At 38.3% G+C, this 20,286-nt stretch carries 20 protein-coding genes; 10 read left to right on the forward strand and 10 right to left on the reverse strand.

Annotated features, from left to right (window positions below; genetic code table 11):
- Window positions 1–6 precede the first annotated feature (6 nt).
- The 5 genes from rsxC to ACXVWB_RS01110 all read right to left on the reverse strand — a co-directional run bounded on the left by rsxC (window position 7) and on the right by ACXVWB_RS01110 (window position 6,713).
- Window positions 7–2,472, reverse strand: coding sequence for an electron transport complex subunit RsxC (rsxC, locus tag ACXVWB_RS01090; protein ID WP_289901747.1), 2,466 nt, complete (start codon window positions 2,470–2,472; stop codon window positions 7–9).
- 7 nt (window positions 2,473–2,479) lie between these two features.
- Window positions 2,480–3,058: an electron transport complex subunit RsxB gene (gene rsxB, locus ACXVWB_RS01095; RefSeq protein WP_369866522.1), complete on the reverse strand. Its 579-nt coding sequence runs from the start codon at window positions 3,056–3,058 to the stop codon at window positions 2,480–2,482.
- A gap of 70 nt (window positions 3,059–3,128) precedes the next feature.
- On the reverse strand, window positions 3,129–3,707 hold the full coding sequence (rsxA, locus tag ACXVWB_RS01100) for an electron transport complex subunit RsxA (RefSeq protein WP_049363585.1): 579 nt from the start codon (window positions 3,705–3,707) through the stop codon (window positions 3,129–3,131).
- Between the two features lie 101 nt (window positions 3,708–3,808).
- Complete coding sequence (gene yccS / locus ACXVWB_RS01105; RefSeq protein ID WP_289901748.1) at window positions 3,809–5,962, reverse strand: YccS family putative transporter; 2,154 nt, start codon at window positions 5,960–5,962, stop codon at window positions 3,809–3,811.
- 94 nt (window positions 5,963–6,056) lie between these two features.
- Window positions 6,057–6,713, reverse strand: a complete 657-nt coding sequence (locus ACXVWB_RS01110; RefSeq protein ID WP_128787293.1) for a curli polymerization inhibitor CsgI-related protein — start codon at window positions 6,711–6,713, stop codon at window positions 6,057–6,059.
- 121 nt (window positions 6,714–6,834) lie between these two features.
- Between ACXVWB_RS01110 and ACXVWB_RS01115 the strand changes: the two genes are divergently transcribed.
- The 5 genes from ACXVWB_RS01115 to cspD all read left to right on the forward strand — a co-directional run bounded on the left by ACXVWB_RS01115 (window position 6,835) and on the right by cspD (window position 8,745).
- Window positions 6,835–7,104, forward strand: coding sequence for an acylphosphatase (locus tag ACXVWB_RS01115; protein ID WP_289901749.1), 270 nt, complete (start codon window positions 6,835–6,837; stop codon window positions 7,102–7,104).
- 70 nt (window positions 7,105–7,174) lie between these two features.
- The gene (locus ACXVWB_RS01120) at window positions 7,175–7,495 is read left to right on the forward strand and encodes a YqcC family protein (RefSeq protein ID WP_289901750.1); all 321 of its coding nucleotides are present in this window, start codon (window positions 7,175–7,177) and stop codon (window positions 7,493–7,495) included.
- On the forward strand, window positions 7,496–8,212 hold the full coding sequence (gene truC, locus ACXVWB_RS01125; protein ID WP_289901751.1) for a tRNA pseudouridine(65) synthase TruC: 717 nt from the start codon (window positions 7,496–7,498) through the stop codon (window positions 8,210–8,212).
- A 12-nt stretch (window positions 8,213–8,224) separates the two neighbouring features.
- Window positions 8,225–8,389 carry a YoaH family protein gene (locus ACXVWB_RS01130; RefSeq protein WP_128787298.1) on the forward strand — a complete coding sequence of 55 codons (165 nt, stop codon included), beginning with the start codon at window positions 8,225–8,227 and terminating at the stop codon, window positions 8,387–8,389.
- A gap of 146 nt (window positions 8,390–8,535) precedes the next feature.
- Window positions 8,536–8,745 (forward strand): cold shock domain-containing protein CspD, encoded by a 210-nt coding sequence (gene cspD / locus ACXVWB_RS01135; RefSeq protein WP_049358078.1) that lies wholly within the window; start codon window positions 8,536–8,538, stop codon window positions 8,743–8,745.
- 80 nt (window positions 8,746–8,825) lie between these two features.
- On the opposite strand, the gene matP is transcribed toward cspD, so the two are convergent.
- Window positions 8,826–9,275 carry a macrodomain Ter protein MatP gene (matP, locus tag ACXVWB_RS01140; RefSeq protein ID WP_126471477.1) on the reverse strand — a complete coding sequence of 150 codons (450 nt, stop codon included), beginning with the start codon at window positions 9,273–9,275 and terminating at the stop codon, window positions 8,826–8,828.
- Between the two features lie 102 nt (window positions 9,276–9,377).
- On the opposite strand from matP, the gene ACXVWB_RS01145 reads away from it, so the two are divergent.
- Window positions 9,378–11,180, forward strand: a complete 1,803-nt coding sequence (locus tag ACXVWB_RS01145; RefSeq protein WP_289901752.1) for a Lon protease family protein — start codon at window positions 9,378–9,380, stop codon at window positions 11,178–11,180.
- A gap of 169 nt (window positions 11,181–11,349) precedes the next feature.
- A complete protein-coding gene (gene fabA, locus ACXVWB_RS01150; RefSeq protein ID WP_014065350.1) occupies window positions 11,350–11,883 on the forward strand; it encodes a bifunctional 3-hydroxydecanoyl-ACP dehydratase/trans-2-decenoyl-ACP isomerase in 534 nt (177 codons plus the stop codon).
- Between the two features lie 58 nt (window positions 11,884–11,941).
- Here the strand turns inward: fabA and ybaK are convergent, their stop codons facing one another.
- Window positions 11,942–12,421: a Cys-tRNA(Pro) deacylase gene (ybaK, locus tag ACXVWB_RS01155; protein ID WP_005696054.1), complete on the reverse strand. Its 480-nt coding sequence runs from the start codon at window positions 12,419–12,421 to the stop codon at window positions 11,942–11,944.
- A 76-nt stretch (window positions 12,422–12,497) separates the two neighbouring features.
- Between ybaK and ACXVWB_RS01160 the strand changes: the two genes are divergently transcribed.
- The 3 genes from ACXVWB_RS01160 (at window position 12,498) to ACXVWB_RS01170 (ending at window position 15,199) form a co-directional block, all read left to right on the forward strand.
- On the forward strand, window positions 12,498–13,451 hold the full coding sequence (locus tag ACXVWB_RS01160) for an oxidoreductase (protein WP_289901753.1): 954 nt from the start codon (window positions 12,498–12,500) through the stop codon (window positions 13,449–13,451).
- A 20-nt stretch (window positions 13,452–13,471) separates the two neighbouring features.
- Window positions 13,472–14,779 (forward strand): NCS2 family permease, encoded by a 1,308-nt coding sequence (locus tag ACXVWB_RS01165; RefSeq protein WP_289901754.1) that lies wholly within the window; start codon window positions 13,472–13,474, stop codon window positions 14,777–14,779.
- A gap of 63 nt (window positions 14,780–14,842) precedes the next feature.
- Window positions 14,843–15,199, forward strand: coding sequence for a DsrE/DsrF/TusD sulfur relay family protein (locus tag ACXVWB_RS01170; RefSeq protein WP_289901755.1), 357 nt, complete (start codon window positions 14,843–14,845; stop codon window positions 15,197–15,199).
- Between the two features lie 79 nt (window positions 15,200–15,278).
- On the opposite strand, the gene ACXVWB_RS01175 is transcribed toward ACXVWB_RS01170, so the two are convergent.
- The 3 genes from ACXVWB_RS01175 to ACXVWB_RS01185 form a co-directional block, all read right to left on the reverse strand.
- Window positions 15,279–18,374 (reverse strand): type I restriction endonuclease subunit R, encoded by a 3,096-nt coding sequence (locus ACXVWB_RS01175; protein ID WP_289901756.1) that lies wholly within the window; start codon window positions 18,372–18,374, stop codon window positions 15,279–15,281.
- A 108-nt stretch (window positions 18,375–18,482) separates the two neighbouring features.
- The gene (locus ACXVWB_RS01180; protein WP_071162753.1) at window positions 18,483–19,013 is read right to left on the reverse strand and encodes an REP-associated tyrosine transposase; all 531 of its coding nucleotides are present in this window, start codon (window positions 19,011–19,013) and stop codon (window positions 18,483–18,485) included.
- 86 nt (window positions 19,014–19,099) lie between these two features.
- On the reverse strand, window positions 19,100–20,281 hold the full coding sequence (locus tag ACXVWB_RS01185) for a restriction endonuclease subunit S (RefSeq protein WP_289901757.1): 1,182 nt from the start codon (window positions 20,279–20,281) through the stop codon (window positions 19,100–19,102).
- Window positions 20,282–20,286: the final 5 nt, after the last annotated feature.

The raw sequence follows: 20,286 nt of genomic DNA on the forward strand, positions 1-20,286 counted from the left end.
CCTGCGTTATTCTATTTCTTTGGCAGCTTCAGCCGCCGCTTTTTTTGCTTTAGCTCTTGCTATGGCTGTTGCGATAGCGGCTTTTTTCGGATCAAGCGCGGTTGAGTTTTCATCTGTTTTTTCGACCGCACTTTCAGTTTCATTTATTGTAACTGCTTCACTTTGAGCGGCAACTTTCTTAGCTTTAGCTCTCGCAATGGCTGCAGCTACCGCGGCTTTTTTCGGATCAAGCGCGGTTGAGTTTTCATCTGTTTTTTCGACCGCAATTTCAGTTTCATTTATTGTAACTGCTTCACTTTGAGCGGCAACTTTCTTAGCCTTAGCTCTCGCAATGGCCGCAGCTACTGCCGCTTTTTTCGGATCAAGTGCGGTTGGGTTTTCATCCGTTTTTTCGACCGCACTTTCTGTTTCATTTGTTGTAACTGCTTCACTTTGAGCAGCAGCTTTCTTCGCTTTGGCTCTTGCAATGGCTGCAGCTACAGCCGCTTTTTTCGGATCAAATATGGTTGGATTTTCATCTGTTTTTTTGACCGCACTTTCAATTTCATTTGTTGTAACTGCTTCATTTTGAGCGGCAGCTTTCTTCGCTTTGGCTCTCGCAATGGCCGCAGCTACTGCAGCTTTTTTCGTATCAAGTGCGGTTGGATTTTCATCTGTTTTTTCGACTGCGCTTTCAGTTGCATTTGTTGTAGCAGTTTCACCTTGAGCAGCTGCTTTTTTTGCTTTTGCTCTTGCTAGAGCTGCAGCAACAGCTGCTTTCTTCGCCTCTTTTTCGTCAGTTTGTGACGTTGTTGCTTCTGTCACAGTGCCTGTATCTGCTTGTGCTTGTTGTTTAGCTAGGCGACGGGCTTTACGTTGCTCCATGAGCTCATGGTTATCCGGTAAGATTTCACCTTTCTCAGATACAATAGTTTTTGTTTCTTTATTTGCTGCTGAACCCGCTTGTTTTGCTTTCAAGCGTTCTAACGCCGCTTTAACCGGGTCTTCACCTTTTTGTTTTGCAAGCTCTTCACGGCGAGCTTCTGCCGCACGTTGTGAACGTGCTTTACGCTCTTGTTCTTCACGCTCCATACGAGCTTGTTTGGCTTCAAAACGGATTTTAGCCTCTTCAGCTTTTTTTGCTTTTTCTTTAATTTCCCAAATTTTGGCTTTTTCCTGACGGAAATATTGGATAAGTGGAATATGGCTTGGACAAACATAAGCACACACACCACATTCAATACAATCTTTTAAGCTGTATTCTTCAGATTTTTGATGATCTTCACTGCGAGCATACCAATAAAGTTGCTGTGGCATTAAATTGACTGGGCAAGCATCAGAACAAGCAGAGCAGCGGATACAAGATTGTTCCGGTTCGGGTTCACCATATTCAAAATGATCAGGTGCCAATAGACAGTTACTTAATTTGGTGACGGGGGCATTGAGATCTGAAAGTTGCAAGCCCATCATTGGCCCACCTGCAAAAACAGGGAAGCGTTCGTCATATTGATAGCCAACTTGTGCCAATAAGTGGTCAACTGGTGTACCTAAGCGAACCCAGTAGTTGCCTTTCTCGGAAATTTTATCACCAGTCAGCGTGACGACACGCTCAATTAACGGTTCGTCATTAATGACCGCTCTTTTTATCGCAAAAGCCGTGCCGACATTATGCATTAATACGCCAATATCGTAAGAGCGTCCACCGCTTGGCACTTCTATACCGGTAAGTAAATAAATCAGTTGTTTGGCTGCACCTGATGGATATTTAGTCGGAATAACGCGCAATTCAATGTCATTTGCACCCTGTAGTGATTGTTGAATAGCCTGAATCGCTTCAGGTTTATTGTCTTCAACCGCAATCACCACTTTTTCAGGGCGTAAGATATAACGTAAGATGCGAATCCCTTCGATCATTTCATCGGTGTAATCACGCATTAAGCGGTCATCACAGGTAATATAGGGTTCACATTCTGCACCGTTAATAATTAAGAGTTTAACTTTCTTTTCAGCCGATTGGATTTTGGCTGCAGTCGGGAATACCGCACCACCTAAGCCGGCAATGCCAGCTTGGTAAATACGATCAATAAGTTGCTCTACCGGTTGTGTAAAAAATTCTTCAAGTGGAAATTGCTCACGCCATTTATCCAAACCATCCGCTTGAATATGAATCATGTCTTCGGTTAAACCAGAAGGATGAGGCGCAACATGTTTTCCGATAAATTTTACAGTACCAGAAGTTGGCGCATGAACAGGCAAGGTTCTTAAGCCATCGCCTTGTGTTAAAGGCTGGCCTTTAAGGACATAATCGCCTTCTTTAACTAATATATTTCCTGCAGTGCCAGCATGTTGTTTAATCGGCACATAAAAATCATGAGCAAGTTTTGATTGCTGAATAGGGGATTGGTTTGATTGAGATTTCATTTCCGGAGGATGAATTCCGCCTTTAAAATCCCAAATTTTGCCGGAGTTAAATCTTGTTAATACATCAGCCATGTGATTCCTACTCCCCAACCACTAATTTTTTCTCGATTTCTGTGGTATTTACGACTGGAATGACTAATTTAGGATCAAACTTCCAGTTCCAATTATCAATATCTTTTTTCACTTTAATCATGGAGATGCAATCTGTTGGGCAAGGTGCAACACAAAGTTCACAGCCAGTACAGAGATCAGGAATAATAGTATGCATGGCTTTGTTTGTGCCGATAATCGCATCAACAGGGCAGGCTTGAATACATTTGGTACAGCCAATACACATATTTTCATCAATAAAGGCAACCATTTCTTCTGGTTCTGCCACATCATCCATTGCGGGTACATCAACGCCCATGATTTCGGCTATTTTTACTACCGTTGGTCGACCACCCGGCACACATTTTGTGATAACGTCACCATTGGCAATCGCTTCGGCATAAGGCTTGCAACCAGGATAGCCGCATTGCCCACATTGGCTTTGCGGTAAGATGGCATCAATTTTTTCAACGATAGGATCAGCTTCGACTTTTAATTTAATCGAAGCAACGCCTAAAATCGCACCAAAAATTAAAGCGAGAACGGTTACTGAAATTAAGATAAACATTATTTTTTAGTGTTATTCCAAAATAAGCCGAGAAAAATCACTGTTACAGTAATAAACATCAAGAGATAAATCATTTTACTAATCCGGCGAAGCCCATAAAGGCGAGAGACATCAAACCGGCCGTAATTAATGCGATAGACGAGCCACGAAACGTAATAGGTACATCTGCAGCAACAAGGCGTTCACGCAATGCTGCAAATAAAACTAAAACCAGCGCAAAACCTAAAGAGGCGCCAAAACCATAAATGACAGACTCGGTTAAATTGTGTGCCAAATTGACATTTAATAATGCCACACCGAGAACTGCACAGTTTGTGGTAATCAGTGGCAAGAAAATCCCTAATAAGCGATAAAGTGATGGACTCGTTTTATTGATCACCATTTCAGTAAATTGAACCACAACGGCAATCACTAAAATGAAGACTAACGTGCGCAAAAATGTGGCGTTTAGCGGCATTAAAATATAATTATCGACTAAATAAGAACACAGTGATGCTACAGTTAATACGAATGTCGTAGCAAGCCCCATACCAATCGCCGTTTCAATCTTTTTGGATACGCCCATAAATGGACAAAGTCCTAAGAATTTGACCAAAACGAAGTTATTGATTAATGCAGTACTGATAACGAGTAGAATATAATGTGTCATTGCGTCTAAATTTATTTTATATAAGTGAGGTATTATCCCTGTTTATCGCCTTGAGAACAATAAAAAATTCGGGGTAGTGCGGTCAGTTTTTCCTTTGTTTTTTATTTGTTCATTGGTTCTACCTGGCTATGTTGGAAATAGCGATATAGCTGAGGTAGCAATTGAGAAATCAAATTAAGTTGCTGGTATGGCAAAGCAAAGACCGCATTGTTTTTGGCTTGGGTTTCATCCCACTGAATTTTTTTAAGGCTTTGTTCAATACTATTTTGGAGCTTTTCAAAAATTTCAGGACGAAGTTTTTCGATATTTTCCAGTGTATATAAAACCTTTTTCGCAATAGGATAAAAGTCTGACAAAAACTCGGTAGTTTGTTGTAATTGCGCCATTTTATTGCGATATGCCCCTAAAGCAGAAATATAGCTTAATAGGGAATAATTCATTTTTAACAAGTCAAAACCTTCCTGCAAATAGGCCTGATATTTCTTCGGCTCATTATTCATATTGGAAAGCGTTGTGCTTAATGCTGCCGCATATTGATGAGCGTTACGGCGTGCAATACGGTATTTTAAATTATCGCTTTTACCAAATTGCAGTTGGCTAATAATGTGTAAGAAATACTGCGCATCACTTTGCATCGCTCGGCGACTCACTTTATCGAGTTGCAGATATTTCCAATCCGGCCATAAATAAGAAACCGCAAACCATGCAATGGCTGAACCTAAGACTGTATCAATGAGGCGAGGGAAGAGCGCCGATTGTGTGTCAAATCCCATCACATCGAAACTGATCAATACCTGTAAGGTAATAAAGAACGTTGAGAAACTGTAATTATTACTGCGGAAGAAGAAAAACAGCGTACTGGTGACCACCATTAAACCCAGTTTCATCTCTAATGTGGGGTTGAGATAGGGCAATAAGGAGCCAATAATTACCCCTAAAATCGTCCCAATAATACGCTGACGTAACCGCACTTTGGTTGCGGAATAGTTTGGTTGACAAACAAAGACCGCTGTAAGCAAAATCCAGTAACCCAAATTAAATTGGAAGAATTCAACAATAGCACAACACAAAAACACCACGATAGACAAACGCACGGCATGACGGAAAAGTGGTGACTCAAAGGTAAAATTACTTCTGATAACTGAAAGAATATTTTTTAATCCCGTAATTTGTTCGGTATGGATTTGTGCAGTTTGCTCATTTTCAGTGGTTTCTTGCTCAAGCTGACGTAACTGCCAGTTAATGCTTTGTAGGTTATCGATAAGTGTTTGAAGGGCAAGTAAAACATTGTTTTGATTGGTATGTTCTTTGCTATAAAGCTCAAGAGATTGAATAGTGCCCACCAAGGCTTTTTCTACGCGAATATTATAGTGATAAGGCGTATTTTGACGGAGACAAGCCGTAATATCATGACAGGCTTGTGCTTGCAGTTCGAGCAAGCGCTGAATGCGAAAAATTAAATCTGTATTTTTGAGTTGTTCAGCAATTTGTTGATAATCAAAATGTGTGGAATTTGCACGCTCATGAATGTCTTGCGCTGCAAAATAATAGCGAATCATACGTTGTGTGCGAGCATGTCGATGTTGTCCACGAATACGATAGAAAAGTGCTGTTCTAGCTTGGTTAAAGGCATCCACCACATTGGTATTTTTCATCGCGAAATTGAGGTGTTTTTTCTCGATTTCATCAATTTCATCAGGAGCAAAAAATTCTGATTTGGCATCTAAATAATTACCTAATGCACAAAAAGCTTTCGCGACACTTTCTTGGACAGGACGGTTTGGGAAAAAGAGATAGACGATGATGGTCACAATACTGTAGAGCAAAGTGCCTAATAAAATCATTACAGGATTAATAAACCAACTTGCAGAATTATCTGGTGTATAAGTGAGGGTGGTATAAATGGCTACCACCAGCGTACCGAATGCAATGGTGCGATAACGTTCACCTACGGCGCCAACCATCGTAAATAAAAAGGTGATGATGGTCATCAACAATACATATTGGATGGGTTGACCAATATTAAGCTGAACGATAAAGGTTGAAATGGCAAAGGCAATTAATGTGTAAAAAATATTTTTTAATCGTCCAGTCAAACGATTATCTAAATCCACTAAACCACCTGCAATAATGCCCAAAATTAACGGCATGGATTGCGTAGAAATATCAAATAACCAAACACCAAATGCGGCGATATTCACTGCAATAAAAATAGGTATTGAAGCGATTACTTTTGCATTAAGCCATTGATTCATATTTGTATTCTCGAATATTTCGTCGTTAAATATTAAATAGAAAAGAAGTGAGAGGAAGGCTCACTTCTTTTTTCTAATGTATGGTTAAAAACACTTATTTTTGTTTTTTCGCCCAGTTTAAGAAACGAGTTTGGGTTTCTTTATCGGCTTGTTGGAACCAGTATTGTAACTGTTGTTCAGCAACATTTTCACCTTGTACAACCACTTTGCCTTTCGCAGCTTTTCCTGACGCTGCAGGCATCATTCCAACTGCAGGTGCAGCTAAAGCTGAAACCGCCGCTGGCGCATTTGAAGCATTATATTCAGCTAAATCGTTAACAATATTAGCCGCTGGGAATAAACCTTCTTGTTTTAAAGTATCGATTTTAGCATCAATCACATTACCTGATTTCGTTTTAACAGTAATTTGTGGTTGGGCATTGAATTTTTCACCCTCTTCTTTGGAGCGAATTTTTTCTGCAGATACCACAACATCATTAGCAGGGCTTTGGAAAGTCACAATAATTGGGTTAGATTCAAAAAGCGCTTGGCTAGAGCCTGAGCCTACGATTTCGCCTAAACGAACAACAACTTGTTGTGTTTGGTTTGCTTCAGCGTTGAATGATTTTTTTTCTTTTAGAAGGGATTTGCTGGCTTTTTGGCCGTTGATAGCAAGAAACTCAAGATTTGATGAGGCTGTGACCATGCCGGCTAAGCTGCTCGCGCTGACTGCAAGGGCAACAACCCCTAAAGCAAACTTACATAATTTCATAATTACTCCTTTTATTTTTTGAATGAAATTAGATGGTTGTAATGCTATGCTAAATTTAAAAAAATGGGAATAGGAAAGTGCGGTTAATTTTTAAAAAGTTTTTGTAATAAAGGAGCAAATCATGGCAAAACGATTTGTGGTATATGGCCGAGTTCAAGGGGTAGGATTTCGCTATTTTACTTGGAAAGAAGCGGAGAGAATTGGCATTAAAGGCACCGTAAGAAATTGTGTTGATGGAAGCGTGGAAATTGTTGCCGAAGGCAATAACGATCAACTACAGGATTTTTATAATTGGTTAAAAGTCGGCCCAAGAACTGCAAATGTTGAACGAGTTTTAGAGGATAATATTGAAAATAAACACTATCCTGACTTTTCTATTATTCACCGTTAAAACTGACCGCACTTTACAGCGTTACTTGATGCTCGTAGAATACGCCGCTTATTTATAAATAGGAAAAATTATGCGTAATCAAACAAAACTTCACCTTCAACAATTACAGTTTGCTATGCAAAAGCTTGATTTATGGCAAGTCACGCCTCCTGCACAAGACGCTTTTTTAAGCCAGGAGCCTTTTGCGATTGATACCATGTCGCCAGAAGAGTGGTTGCAATGGATTTTCATCCCAAGAATGTTCGCCTTACTTGAAAGCGGGGCAGATTTACCTTCACAAATTGCGGTATCCCCTTATTTAGAGGAAGCATTTAAAGAAGCAGAAGAAGATTTTTTAGTGGAATTATTAACACCGTTACGTGAATTAGAAGACTTATTACAAAATCAATAAATGTTAGAAATTTTATACCAAGATGAATATATTGTCGCCGTCAATAAACCAGCAGGCATGTTGGTGCATCGTAGTTGGCTTGATACGCATGAAACGCAATTTGTGATGCAAACCTTGCGCGATCAAATCGGGCAGCATGTTTTTCCTATTCATCGATTAGATCGCCCTACATCAGGTGTATTGCTATTTGCCTTAAATAGTGAAATAGCAAATTTAATGTGTCAGCAATTTGAACAGAAAACGGTGCAAAAATCTTATTTAGCGATTGTGCGAGGGTATTTGCAAGGGGAAGGACGGATTGATTATCCCCTTAAAATCCAATTAGATAAGATTGCGGATAAATTTGCGCAAGAAGATAAAGCGCCTCAAGAGGCGGTGACGGATTATGAAGGCTTAAAAATTGTGGAAATGTCTTATGCGGTAGGGCGTTATCAAACCGCGAGATATTCATTGGTGAGGTTAGTTCCTCAAACGGGCAGAAAACACCAGTTACGACGTCACATGAAGCATATCTTTCACCCTATTTTAGGTGATACACAATATGGTGATTTACATCAAAATCGTGCTTTAACAGAATATTCTGGCTGTCAGCGTTTATTTTTACACGCAGATACACTTATTTTTGAGCATCCTATTCATTTTACCAAAATAGAAATTAAGGCTGGTATAGATGAACAATGGAAGCGTGTGATGGAATTATTTAATTGGTCAATTTAACGAGAAGAAATCATGTTAGACATTAATTTAACCCATGAACAACAACAAAAAGCCGTAGAACAAATTCAGGAATTAATGGCACAAGGAATGAGTAGCGGCGAAGCCATTCAAATTGTGGCAAAAGCATTACGTGAAATTCATCAAAAAGATGAGAAATCGATTTCTGAGAGTAAATAAATAAAATTTTTGTGATCAATGTATCATTTTTTAAGTTTCCTTGTTGCATAAAAAAATAAAATGTTTGAATATATTTCCAATTTAGGTGATAAGGCATGAGTCTTATTGTTTTTAGGTATTAATGGCGAAGCCTATAGAGGTCTACTATGGAAATTGGTGTAGTAAAATGGTTTAACAACGCAAAAGGATTTGGGTTTATTTCTGCAGAAGGCGTGGATACAGACATCTTTGCACATTATTCAGCGATTGAGATGGATGGTTACCGTTCATTGAAAGCAGGGCAGCGTGTGCAGTTTGAGGTGATTCACGGCGACAAAGGATCTCACGCTACAAAAATTATTCCGATTGTGGAATAGATGGAACGCTAAAACGTTTCAAAATTTTCTCTATTTAGCATAATCAAAAGCCAAGGTTTCGACTTTGGCTTTTTTTCATCTTATTTATTGAGCAAATTTTTTAAACCGGCTTTCATTGCCGTCATTTGGCTTTCATATAATGCTTTGCTTTCACGTTCATCAATCATATAAGTGATAGTTTCAGAAAGTGTCATTTTCATTTTGCGTGAATATTTAGATAAACGAAGCCAAACACCATATTCTAAATCAATAGATTTTTTCTTCGTTGATTGTTTTTCAGCATTAAAAAAGCGTTTACGTCTTGCACGAATAGCCTGGTCAAGTTTAATAGGTAAATCAAGAGAAAGGTGATTTTTAATCCATTCCTCTATTTTTTCAGGATAATTCTGACATTCTATTAATTCTTGAACTTTGCTTTCTTCTAAGCTTTTTTCTTCATAACGGGTAATTTTTTCCCCTTCGCGATATTTGCGAATGAGATAAATCCATTTCCAGTTTGCTTCTTGGTTTTCTAATTTCTGATATTTCATCGTTTTATTATGCTTTTTAGTGACGTGGTAACCTCATAAATATACGCGCTTTAAACAAAATTTTCCAGTAGATTTTTATAACGGATTTTCACTTAGGATGAAGTGTGCGATAATACCGCCAATTTAATTAAAGCGAGATATGTCGTGACTTCAACATCTTCGGAACAAGCCTTAAATTGGCGAGCCTTACAACCAGAATTATCGATTACTGAACTTTCAGCTGAAAAGGCTGATTTTTGGTCATTACAAAAACATGCCACAAAAGCGATTTCTTTATTTTTAAAACAGCCTCGTCGCTCTCTATTGGTTTTAAAAGCCGATGATCAAGCAGAATATGCAGATTTATTAGCGGAACTTATTCGCCAAGAACAGCCAAAAGAGCGGTCAGTTTTTGGGGTGAATTATGTAGTTGAGCAGGGAGATTCTTTTTCTTTCCCTCGTATTTATACTGAGCCTGCCCAATCTCTCGCTGATAATTTTGCTGCACAAGGTGATGTACTGAAGGCATTACATGCCGATCAATTTAGTCTTTTTGGTAGTGTGCGAGTTCACCCAAGTTCGCAAGATATTTTGCTTACACCAGGTTTAGTGCATCAAGCCAATGGGGGCGTTTTGATTTTAAGTGCAGCAACGATGCTAAGCCAATTTGATTTATGGCAACGCTTAAAACATATTTTACAAACGCAAACTTTTGATTGGTATTCAGCCCATCCATTTAAAACCTTGCCTTGTGATATTCCAAGTTATCCACTTAATTTAAAAGTGGTGATTTTAGGCAATCGCACTGAAATTGCGACCTTAGGTGAGTTAGAAGAAGATCTTTACAGCTTGGCTGATTATGCTGAAATTGAAAGTTATTATTCTGTTGCACAACCTAAAGCACAAGAAAATTGGGCTAATTATGTGTTGGCATTAGCCTCAAAATATGAGCTCGATTTAGATTTAACCGCATTAAATAAACTCTATCAGTTATTGGTGCGTGAGAGTGAAGATCGCTTTTTAATTAACATTTCACCGTTAAAAATAACAGAAATGTTGCTTAATGCCGCGACGTTGTCACAAAAACAAACCTTAAGTGCGGTTGATTTTGAACAAGCTTTTAAACAAAAGAACGAACAGCACGGTTTTTTACGTGAACGTACTTATGCGGATATTCTCAATGAGCAAATTTATGTGGAAACCAACGGCGAAATTGTTGGGCAGATTAATGGCTTGTCTGTGATTGAATATCCTGGTACCCCCGTTTGTTTCGGTGAACCTTCTCGTATCAGTTGCTTAGTGCAGTTTGGTGATGGTGAAGTTGTGGATGTGGAGCGTAAAAATGAATTAGCGGGCAACCTCCACGGAAAAGGCATGATGATTTCTGAAGCGTGCTTGGCAAGTATCTTAGAGTTGCCATCACAGTTACCATTTTCTGCTTCTTTAGTATTTGAGCAGTCTTATGGTGAAATTGATGGTGACAGTGCGTCTTTAGCTATTTTCTCCGTATTGGTCAGTGCGTTATCTGATTTGCCGTTGCCACAAAATATTGCCATTACCGGTACCATTGACCAATTTGGTTTGGTGCATGCGGTAGGTGGTGTGAATGATAAAATTGAAGGCTTTTTCACTATTTGCCAACGTCGTGGTTTGACGGGTAAACAAGGGGTGATTATTCCTGCAACAACAATTCAGCAATTAAGTTTATCTGATGAAGTGGTTGAGGCGGTGAAAAATGAGCAGTTCTTTATCTATCAAGTCGAAGATATTTATCAAACAGCCAAAATCCTATTTGACCGCGATTTATTGGAAGAGAAAGAAGAATATGCGAAGGGCAAAGAGCCTATTGCGCGTTTAATTCAAAATCGAATTGCTTTCCGCTCGGAAACGCCGAAAAAAAGCTGGTTAGATTTCTTTAAATCTTAATTTTCTTAAAAGCGAGCCTTGTGTTCGCTTTTCTTTTATCTTAATTTCACTGACTGATCCGACAAGTTGAGCTAACAAGTGTTCGCTGTTTACATTTCTTATAAATCCCCATAAAATCCTTACTTATTGGTTGTAACCAAGTAAAACTATGTATACAAGGAAATAAAAAATGGAAAACACCTGTACACCAAATATTAAAAGCAGCTATACCTATGAAGATTTATTAGCTTCTGGGCGTGGTGAATTATTTGGTAAAGAAGGCCCGCAACTTCCAGCACCAACGATGTTGATGATGGATCGTATTGTAAAAATGACCGAAGACGGTGGTGCGTTTGGTAAAGGGTATATTGAAGCAGAATTAGATATTCATCCAGATTTACCGTTTTTTGGTTGTCACTTCATTGGTGACCCAGTCATGCCAGGCTGCTTAGGCTTAGATGCGATGTGGCAATTGGTCGGTTTCTTCCTTGGCTGGGTAGGCGGTAAAGGTAAAGGCCGTGCATTAGGCGTTGGTGAAGTGAAATTTACCGGACAAATCTTACCAAGCGCGAAAAAAGTGGTTTATCGCATCAATATGAAACGCGTAATTAATCGCAAATTAGTGATGGGAATGGCTGATGGTGAAGTGGAAGTAGATGGTCGTGTTATCTACACTGCAACTGATTTAAAAGTTGGCTTATTCCAAGATACATCAAGTTTCTAATTTAAATAAACACAACATCATAAAAAAGATAGCCCGATTTACTCGGGCTTTTCTTTTCCTATTCTTCGTCAATGATATCGACAAATTCGGCATTCAGTAATTTAGCTAAATCTTGTGGGGCCAATTCGACGCTTAATCCGCGTTTACCACCTGAAACAAAAATCGTATCAAACTCAAGTGCGGTCGAATTTATCACTGTTTTTACACGTTTCTTTTGACCTAATGGACTAATGCCACCGACTAAATATCCCGTGCTTTTTTGTGCCGCATCTTTATCGGCCATTTCCACTTTTTTGACACCAATGGATTTTGCCGCTTTCTTTAAACTCAACATATTTGCCGTGGAAAGTACAAAACACGCTAATTTTTTCTGATCACCATTTTCAGCGACTAAAAGTGTTTTAAAGGATTGGTGCGGATCAAGCCCAAGTTTTTCAGCGGCTTCATCGCCAAAATGCGTATTGTTAGGGTCATGATCATAGGTATGGAGAGTAAAAGGAATTTTATTTTTCTTTAGTAAATCAATTGCCGGTGTCATCTGATTTCCTTATGTATTTATTAGTCTTTTTTCTGTAGAATGAATCGGTTCAGAACATTTTACAGCGGAGAGAAAAATGGACGCAAGCCTAAATATTGCTATTGCAGCAGAATTTGATCTATGTGAAAAAATTGCCGAAGCCCTTGAACAAAGTGAGCTAGATGTTGGCAAGGTTTCAATTGTAGAAATTTATCCTTTTGAAGAAGAGCAAGCAGTACGTTTTCGCAATAAAGCCGTTGCTCAATTAGCCACCGATGAGATTGAGTGGGATAGCATTAATTATCTTTTCTTCGCTGGCCAAATTGACCAAGCCCCCTTATTAGCTCAAGCCGCAGAAAGTGGCTGTGTGGTGATTGATTTAAAAGGGATTTGTGCTGCATTGTCTGATGTACCCGTCGTGGTCCCTACAATCAATGAAGAAAATCTGACTGAGTTAAGACAACGTAACATTGTGAGTTTGCCCGATCCGCAAGTGAGTCAATTAGCTTTATCTTTATTACCAATCGTTCAACAAACAAATTTAACTCAAGTTTTTGCAACGTCACTTTTACCGGCTTCTTATACGGATGGTGAAACCGTGAATAAACTTGCTGGACAAACCGCTCGTTTACTGAATGGTATGCCATTAGAAGAAGGTGAAACTCGTTTTGCCTTTGATGTGTTTCCACAACAAGCGGCAAATTTAAATCTGCAATTACAAAAAATCTTTCCACAGTTAGGCAATGTAATTTTCCACCAAATTCAAGTGCCAGTCTTCTACGGCATGGCACAAAAAGTGACCGCACTTTCAGATTATGAATTTGATTACCAGCCACAACAAAGCGAATTGGTTGAATTACACGATAGCCTTATTACGCCTGTGATTAACGGTGAAAATGAAAATGGTGAAGACAGCGTAAAATTGCATATTAGCCAACAAAGTGCGGTTGAAAATGGCATCGAATTTTGGACGGTTGCAGATGAGCAACGTTTCAATATTGCCTTATTAGGTGTGAAATTACTTGAGTCGATTTATCACCAAGGTTATTAATTTAAGTTAAGGGGAAGACAATGCAACAATCTTTACTTGAACGCCTTTTTTCCATTAAAGAAAAGGGCAGTACGACCAAAACCGAAATTATTGCCGGTATTACCACCTTCTTTACCATGGTGTACATCGTGTTTGTGAACCCATCCGTATTAGGTGATGCGGGAATGGATAAGCAAGTTGTTTTCGTGACTACCTGTTTAATTGCCGCACTCGGCACCATTGCGATGGGATTATTCAGTAATTTACCTATCGCCCTTGCACCTGCCATGGGGCTCAATGCGTTCTTTGCTTATGTAGTTGTTGGCAAGCTTGGTTATTCTTGGGAAGTGGGCATGGGCACCATTTTCTGGGGCTCAATTGGTTTATTTGTTCTCACCTTATTCCAAATCCGTTATTGGTTAATGGCTTCCATTCCGCTTTCACTACGCGTGGGAATTGGTGCGGGTATCGGCTTTTTTATTGCGTTAATTGGCTTTAAAAATATGGGATTGGTTGTAGCGAATCCTGCAACCTTAGTGGCATTAGGCAATTTACATGATCCGAAAATTCTGCTTGGCGTATTAGGTTTCTTTATTATCGTAGTTTTAGCTGCACGTAATATTTTCTCTGGTGTTTTAATTTCTATCGCAGTAGTCACTGGTTTAGCCCTTTTTATTGATGATCAAGTGACTTTCCACGGCATTGTTTCTATGCCTCCAAGCTTAGGTACGGTTGTGGGTAAAGTGGATATTGCAGGTGCTTTAGATACCGCTTTGCTCGGCATCATTTTCTCTTTCCTTTTAGTAAACCTATTTGACTCATCAGGCACGTTATTAGGTGTGACTGATAAAGCAGGTTTCAGCGATGAAAAAGGTCGTTTCCCGAAAATGAAACAAGCCCTTTATGTAGATAGTATGAGTGCGGTAGTGGGTTCTTATATCGGCACATCCGCTATCAGTACCTATATTGAAAGTGGTGCAGGAGTTTCTGTCGGTGGTAGAACTGGCTTAACAGCGGTGACAGTCGGTGTTTTATTCTTACTTACCATTTTCTTCTCGCCACTAGCTAGTGTGGTACCGGCTTATGCAACCGCAGGGGCGTTAGTCTATGTAGGGATTTTAATGGCATCTAGTCTTATTCGTGTACACTGGGATGATTTAACCGAAGCCACGCCTGCTTTTATCACTGCAGCGATGATGCCATTTACTTATTCAATTACTGAAGGTATCGCATTTGGCTTTATTAGTTATTGCGTTATGAAAGTTGGAACAGGTAGAATCAAAGAAGTAAATGCGCCTGTTTGGGTTGTATCTTTATTATTTATCGCTAAATTCATTTGGGTTGGCTAAATAAAGGGGAAGCAATATTTCTTCTCCTATTTTAATCACAGTTTTTACAACAAGGAGTACGTTATGCAAAATATTCTTTTTATCGTCAATGATTCCCCATATAGCGGAGAAAAAACATTCAACGCTGTTCGTTTCGCTATCAATATGAAAGAAGAGTACAGCAAGGATGTGAATATTAAATTATTCTGCTTTTCTGATGCGATTTTATGCGGTATTGCTGGGCAAAATCCAAACGAAGGTTTCAATATCCAACAACTTATCGATATTTTAGCGGCACAAGGTGCTGAAATTAAATTATGCACCAGCTGCGTAAAAGCACGTGGTTTATTAGACGCTAAATTAATTGATGGCGTGACCCTTGGTACCTTAGATGATGTATCCGAGTGGACATTATGGGCGGATAAAGTTTTAACGTTCTAATTTCTGATATAACTGACAAAATAAAAAGGTGCAATCAATAGATTGCACCTTTTTAATTCTATATAGTTGGTTTAAGTTTTCAAACCTCGCCACCAATCCCAACAAACTTCTCAACAAAGGCAACGATCTTTTGGAAAATGCTTTGTTTTTTCGTGAGATATTGCGGATTAAGCGGACTCATTTTCGGTAGGGCATCATTTAAATCCGTACCTTGTTCACTAGCATATCCGCGTTTTAAGGATACGTTAATATAACGCTTCGCGGCATCAATATTCAGCCCTTCACTGCTAATTAATTCGTCAGCTTCTTTCTGTTGCTCTTTTTGGGCAAATTGGAAGAAAGATTCAATAATACCGGCTTTATCAACTATGCTATCTAAGTCCGTTTGATTGATAAAATCTACGATTAAACTTTCTTTGGCTCGATTACCTAGACTCGCTCGGATTGTGGTTCGAATTTCATCAATCAGCTCAGATTTATTTTTCATTTTCTTGTTGTGTTCAAAAATCAATTCTAAGATGTAATCTAGATTGATTTCTTGGGATTTTAATAAATCCACTTCAAACACCACATCGTCCCAATCAATGGTCGATTTTGCTTTTTCCTCACCATCTTTTTGACGACGGAGCCAATCCCGAATATCGTTGTAAGTTGAACGGTAATTCTGAATGCTACGTTCGCTTGGCATATCAATAGGTTGCATTTCAGCAAAAGCTTCGTCCGTTAAATAATATTTTTCTTTAAAGTCTTCAACGGCTTTTGCATCGCTGGTATCGAGTGATTGAAATACTTGTAAAGCAGCGAACTCATCATAGTTTTGCAGAATGTTTTCAACCCGCAAATATTCACCAAATAATTTCACAAAGTCTTTTTTGTCTTTTTCCGTTTGAATTACATCTGGATCTGGGAAGCGTTCTTGCAATTCAGCAATAACCTCTAAATAACCACGACGGGCAACACCCGCATCGGTGAAGCCTTCCATATATTCTTGGTAACTTTTTTCCAAAACGACATTGCGCGTATTGGATTTACCGAAAAGGGTAATCGCATCAATGGTATCTTGTTCCAAGTCGCGGAAAGTGACGATATTGCCGAAACTTTTGGTGCTGTTGTAAATACGGTTTGTACGAGAATAAGCTTGAATCAAACCATGATAACGCAAGTTTTTATCTACAAATAACGTATTTAAGGTTGGGGCATCAAAACCAGTTAAAAACATTCCAACGACAATCAGTAAATCCACTTCTTTGTTTTTGACGCGTTTGGCGAGATCACGATAGTAGTTTTGGAACGATTTTGCATCCACATCATAATTGGTGGCAAAATAGCCGTTGTAATCATCAATGGCAGATTTTAAAAATTCCTTAGCAGAAGAGTTCATTGCCTCTACTTCAAAACTTTCATCAACAATATCGCCAATCGCATCTTGTTCTTCATTCGAGGCAAACGAAAAGATTGTTGCAATTTTAAGTGGATTTTTGACCGCACTTTGTAACTGTTTAAACGTTTGATAATAAGCTTTAGCAGCATCTACGCTACTTACCGCAAACATCGCATTAAAGCCATTGTTACCCGCATTAAAGCGATGTGTCTTTTGTTTGAAATTATCTAAAACATATTGGGCTATTTGCTCGATGCGTTTAGGCTGTAAAAAGGCTTGTTTCTTCTCAAGTGCGGTCAGTTTTTCAAGATTTTTTTCGGTTTCAATGCTCTTGAATTGTGGTCGTACATCATTGTAATCCACTTTAAATTTCAACACTTTTTCATCACGAATCGCATCGGTGATAATGTAAGAGTGGAGTTCGATGCCAAAAACACTGGCTGTAGTTTCGGCACCTAATGCGTTAGTTGGAAAAATAGGCGTGCCGGTAAAACCAAATTGATAGTATTTTTTAAATTTTCTCGTTAGATTTTTTTGCGCTTCACCAAATTGAGAACGATGGCATTCATCAAAGATAAAAACGACCTGTTTATCGTAAATCGGTAATTTATCTTCCGATTTCATCAGGTTGTTGAGTTTTTGAATGGTGGTAACAATGATTTTATTGTCGTCTTTTTCGATATTGCGTTTTAGCCCAGCCGTACTTTCCGAGCCATTCACGCTATCCGGTGAAAAGCGCTGGTATTCTTTCATAGTTTGATAGTCCAAATCTTTTCTATCTACTACGAAGAATACTTTTTCAATAAAGTCTAATTCTGTTGCAAGACGTGCGGCTTTAAAGCTGGTGAGCGTTTTGCCTGAACCTGTGGTATGCCAAATATAGCCACCACTTTCTTTATTGCTCCAGCTTTTTGCTAAATAAGAACTTTTGATTTTCCATAAAATACGCTCGGTGGCGGCAATTTGATAGGGGCGCATAATTAATAGGGTGTCGGAAACATCAAACACGCAGTAATTCACCAACACATTGAGCAGGGTATGTTTTTGTAGGAATGTCGCCGTAAAATCCTTTAAATCTTTAATCAGAGTATTTTTTGCCGTTGCCCAATTCATTGTGAAGTCGTAGCTGTTCTTATCTCGCTTGGTGGTATTGGCAAAATATCGGGTATCTGTGCCATTAGAAATGACAAAAATCTGAATATATTTAAAGAGAGAATTTTCTTTATTGAAACTTTCTTTGCTGTAGCGGTGAATTTGATTAAAGGCTTCACGAATCGCCACGCCACGTTTTTTTAGTTCGATATGCACAAGCGGTAAACCATTGATCAAAATCGTCACATCATAACGATTATCATAGCTACCGCTTTGCTCAAATTGATTGATGACTTGCAGAGTGTTATTGGTAAGATTTCTCTTATCTAGCAAATAGATATTCTGAATGCGTCCATTATCAAACACAAAATCATAAATATAGTCATCATGAATTTTACGGGTTTTTTCAATCAGACTATCGCTCGATTTATCCAAATATTCCTCTAAAAAACGTCGCCATTCCGCATCAGAGAAAACCACGTTATTTAAGCGTTGTAATTGTGCCCGTAAGTTTTTAATCAACGCATCATGACCATTGATTTCTTGTAAATACTCATAGCCTTGCGCCTGTAAATCACGAATAAACTCACGCTCAAGGCTACCTTCCGTTTGATAACCGGCATTAGGTTCTTCAACAAACTTATTATATTGATCTAAAACGATAAAATTATTAGATTCAGCGATAGTTTTGTATTGGGTCATAAGTAGTTCCTTAATGCTTTTGCTTTTTAGTTTTTGTAGGGTGGGCTTTAGCCCACCGTTTTATTTATGATTGTTAATTGGTGGGCTAAAGCCCACCCTACAGTATTGTTATATATCACCTTTAATTTTCAAATCTGGGTTGCCTCCCCAATCTTCAGGATAAATCTCTGCTTTCACATCACGATGGAAGGAAGAATACGGCCAATCTTTTACTACCTCAACATAGCCGTGTTTCACAGGATTGTAATAAATATAATCTAAATGATTCGCTAAATCTTTATCATCACGAATTAAATGCTCCCAAAATCGGCGTTGCCAAATACCTGATTCTCGATATTTTTGTCTATTTTTATTAAATTGTCGGCATTCTTTTGGAAGTTGTCGTGTAAATTGTGTTTTTAAATATGCGATGCGTATTGCGTAATTATCATCATTTTCAGGTAATTGCATCAGTAAATGAATATGATCGGGCAAAATACAAATTGCTACTGTTTCGAATGGATAATGTTCACAAGTTTGTTTATATGCAGATCTAAATTCATTGATATAGTCAGTTAGATAAGATTTTGTTCTATCTTGTAAAACAATTGTGAAAAAATATAATCCACCTTTAGTAAAATTGCGACGATAATTAGACATATATTATTCCAAATTGTCGTTCGTAGGGTGGGCTTTAGCCCACCGTTTGTTGTGATTAATTGGTGGGCTGAAGCCCACCCTACGGGTTACGAGAAATTTAATAGCAATTCTCGGTAATATTCATACCGCTTTTGGCTTTGTTCAATCGCTAAAGGCAAGCCTTCGGTGATGGAATTAGTTAAGGTTTCAAATTTATCGAGGATTGAAACGATGCGGTGTTGTTCTTCGAGTGGGGGAACATCAAACTCATATTGCAAAATTGCAGTTTTATCCCCTCGAGGCATTTTTGCACCTTTTGAATATTTAACGTTATATTCAAAGAAATGTTCATTTGCCAATATATGATAAAGATAATGTGAAATAATGTTTTCATCTGTCAATCGTATAACTAACACATCACCATTTGTTCCACCTGTTTTATCTGCTAACCAGATTTTTCTTAAATAGGGACGAATGTTTCCAATTAAAATATCATTAGGAAGATATTCAATAAATGAGCCTTCAGTTGGTACATAATTGGAACTTGTTTTACCCAGTTTATTTTGAAGTAAATTTTCTACCCCTATATAATTTTCTTTATCCAATTTATCAGTCGAGATGCGTGATTTTGCATAAATAGCCACATCAATAAGTTTCTTCTTCCCCCCCCCCGAATTTAATTGTTCTAAACTATCAAAAGATAACAATTTTTCCCGATAGTATTCATATTGTTTCTGGCGTAGTATAAGCTCGCTGGTAAGCTCGCTGGTAAGCTCGCTGGTAAGGGCTGTCAATGCGTCCAAAATTTTTACGATTTCGGTTTGGACCGAGAGTGGGGGGATGGGGACTAAATATTTATCTGTATCAGGTGTTGCAATCTGAGGCATTTGCATCTTTGAACCTAAATTTTGGAAATAGGGTTCCTGATTTTTCAAAACATAATAAATGTATTTAATATTAATATTTTTATCATTTGAATAATAAGACCACATTTCATTTTTATGAGAAAAAGGCTTATCGTAATATTCAAATTCAATAATTCCTCGAGACTTTACAATAATTGAAGGATTTTTATTGATGTCTTTTTCAGGGATATCTTCAAAATTTACTAATGCAAATGTTTTCCCGCCAGCAAAAATTTTTAGTGGTGCATTGTCTTTATGCAATACTTTCATTTCAGCAGCTGTAATTTTTGTGCCTTTAGTTCTGATTAGAATGTCTTTTAGAGGCTTCCACTCAACCTTAGCCCCATCCAATAATTTTTCTAAAAAAGTGCGGTTGTTTTTCATTGTAT

Source organism: Haemophilus sp. SZY H53 (genome assembly GCF_054332375.1).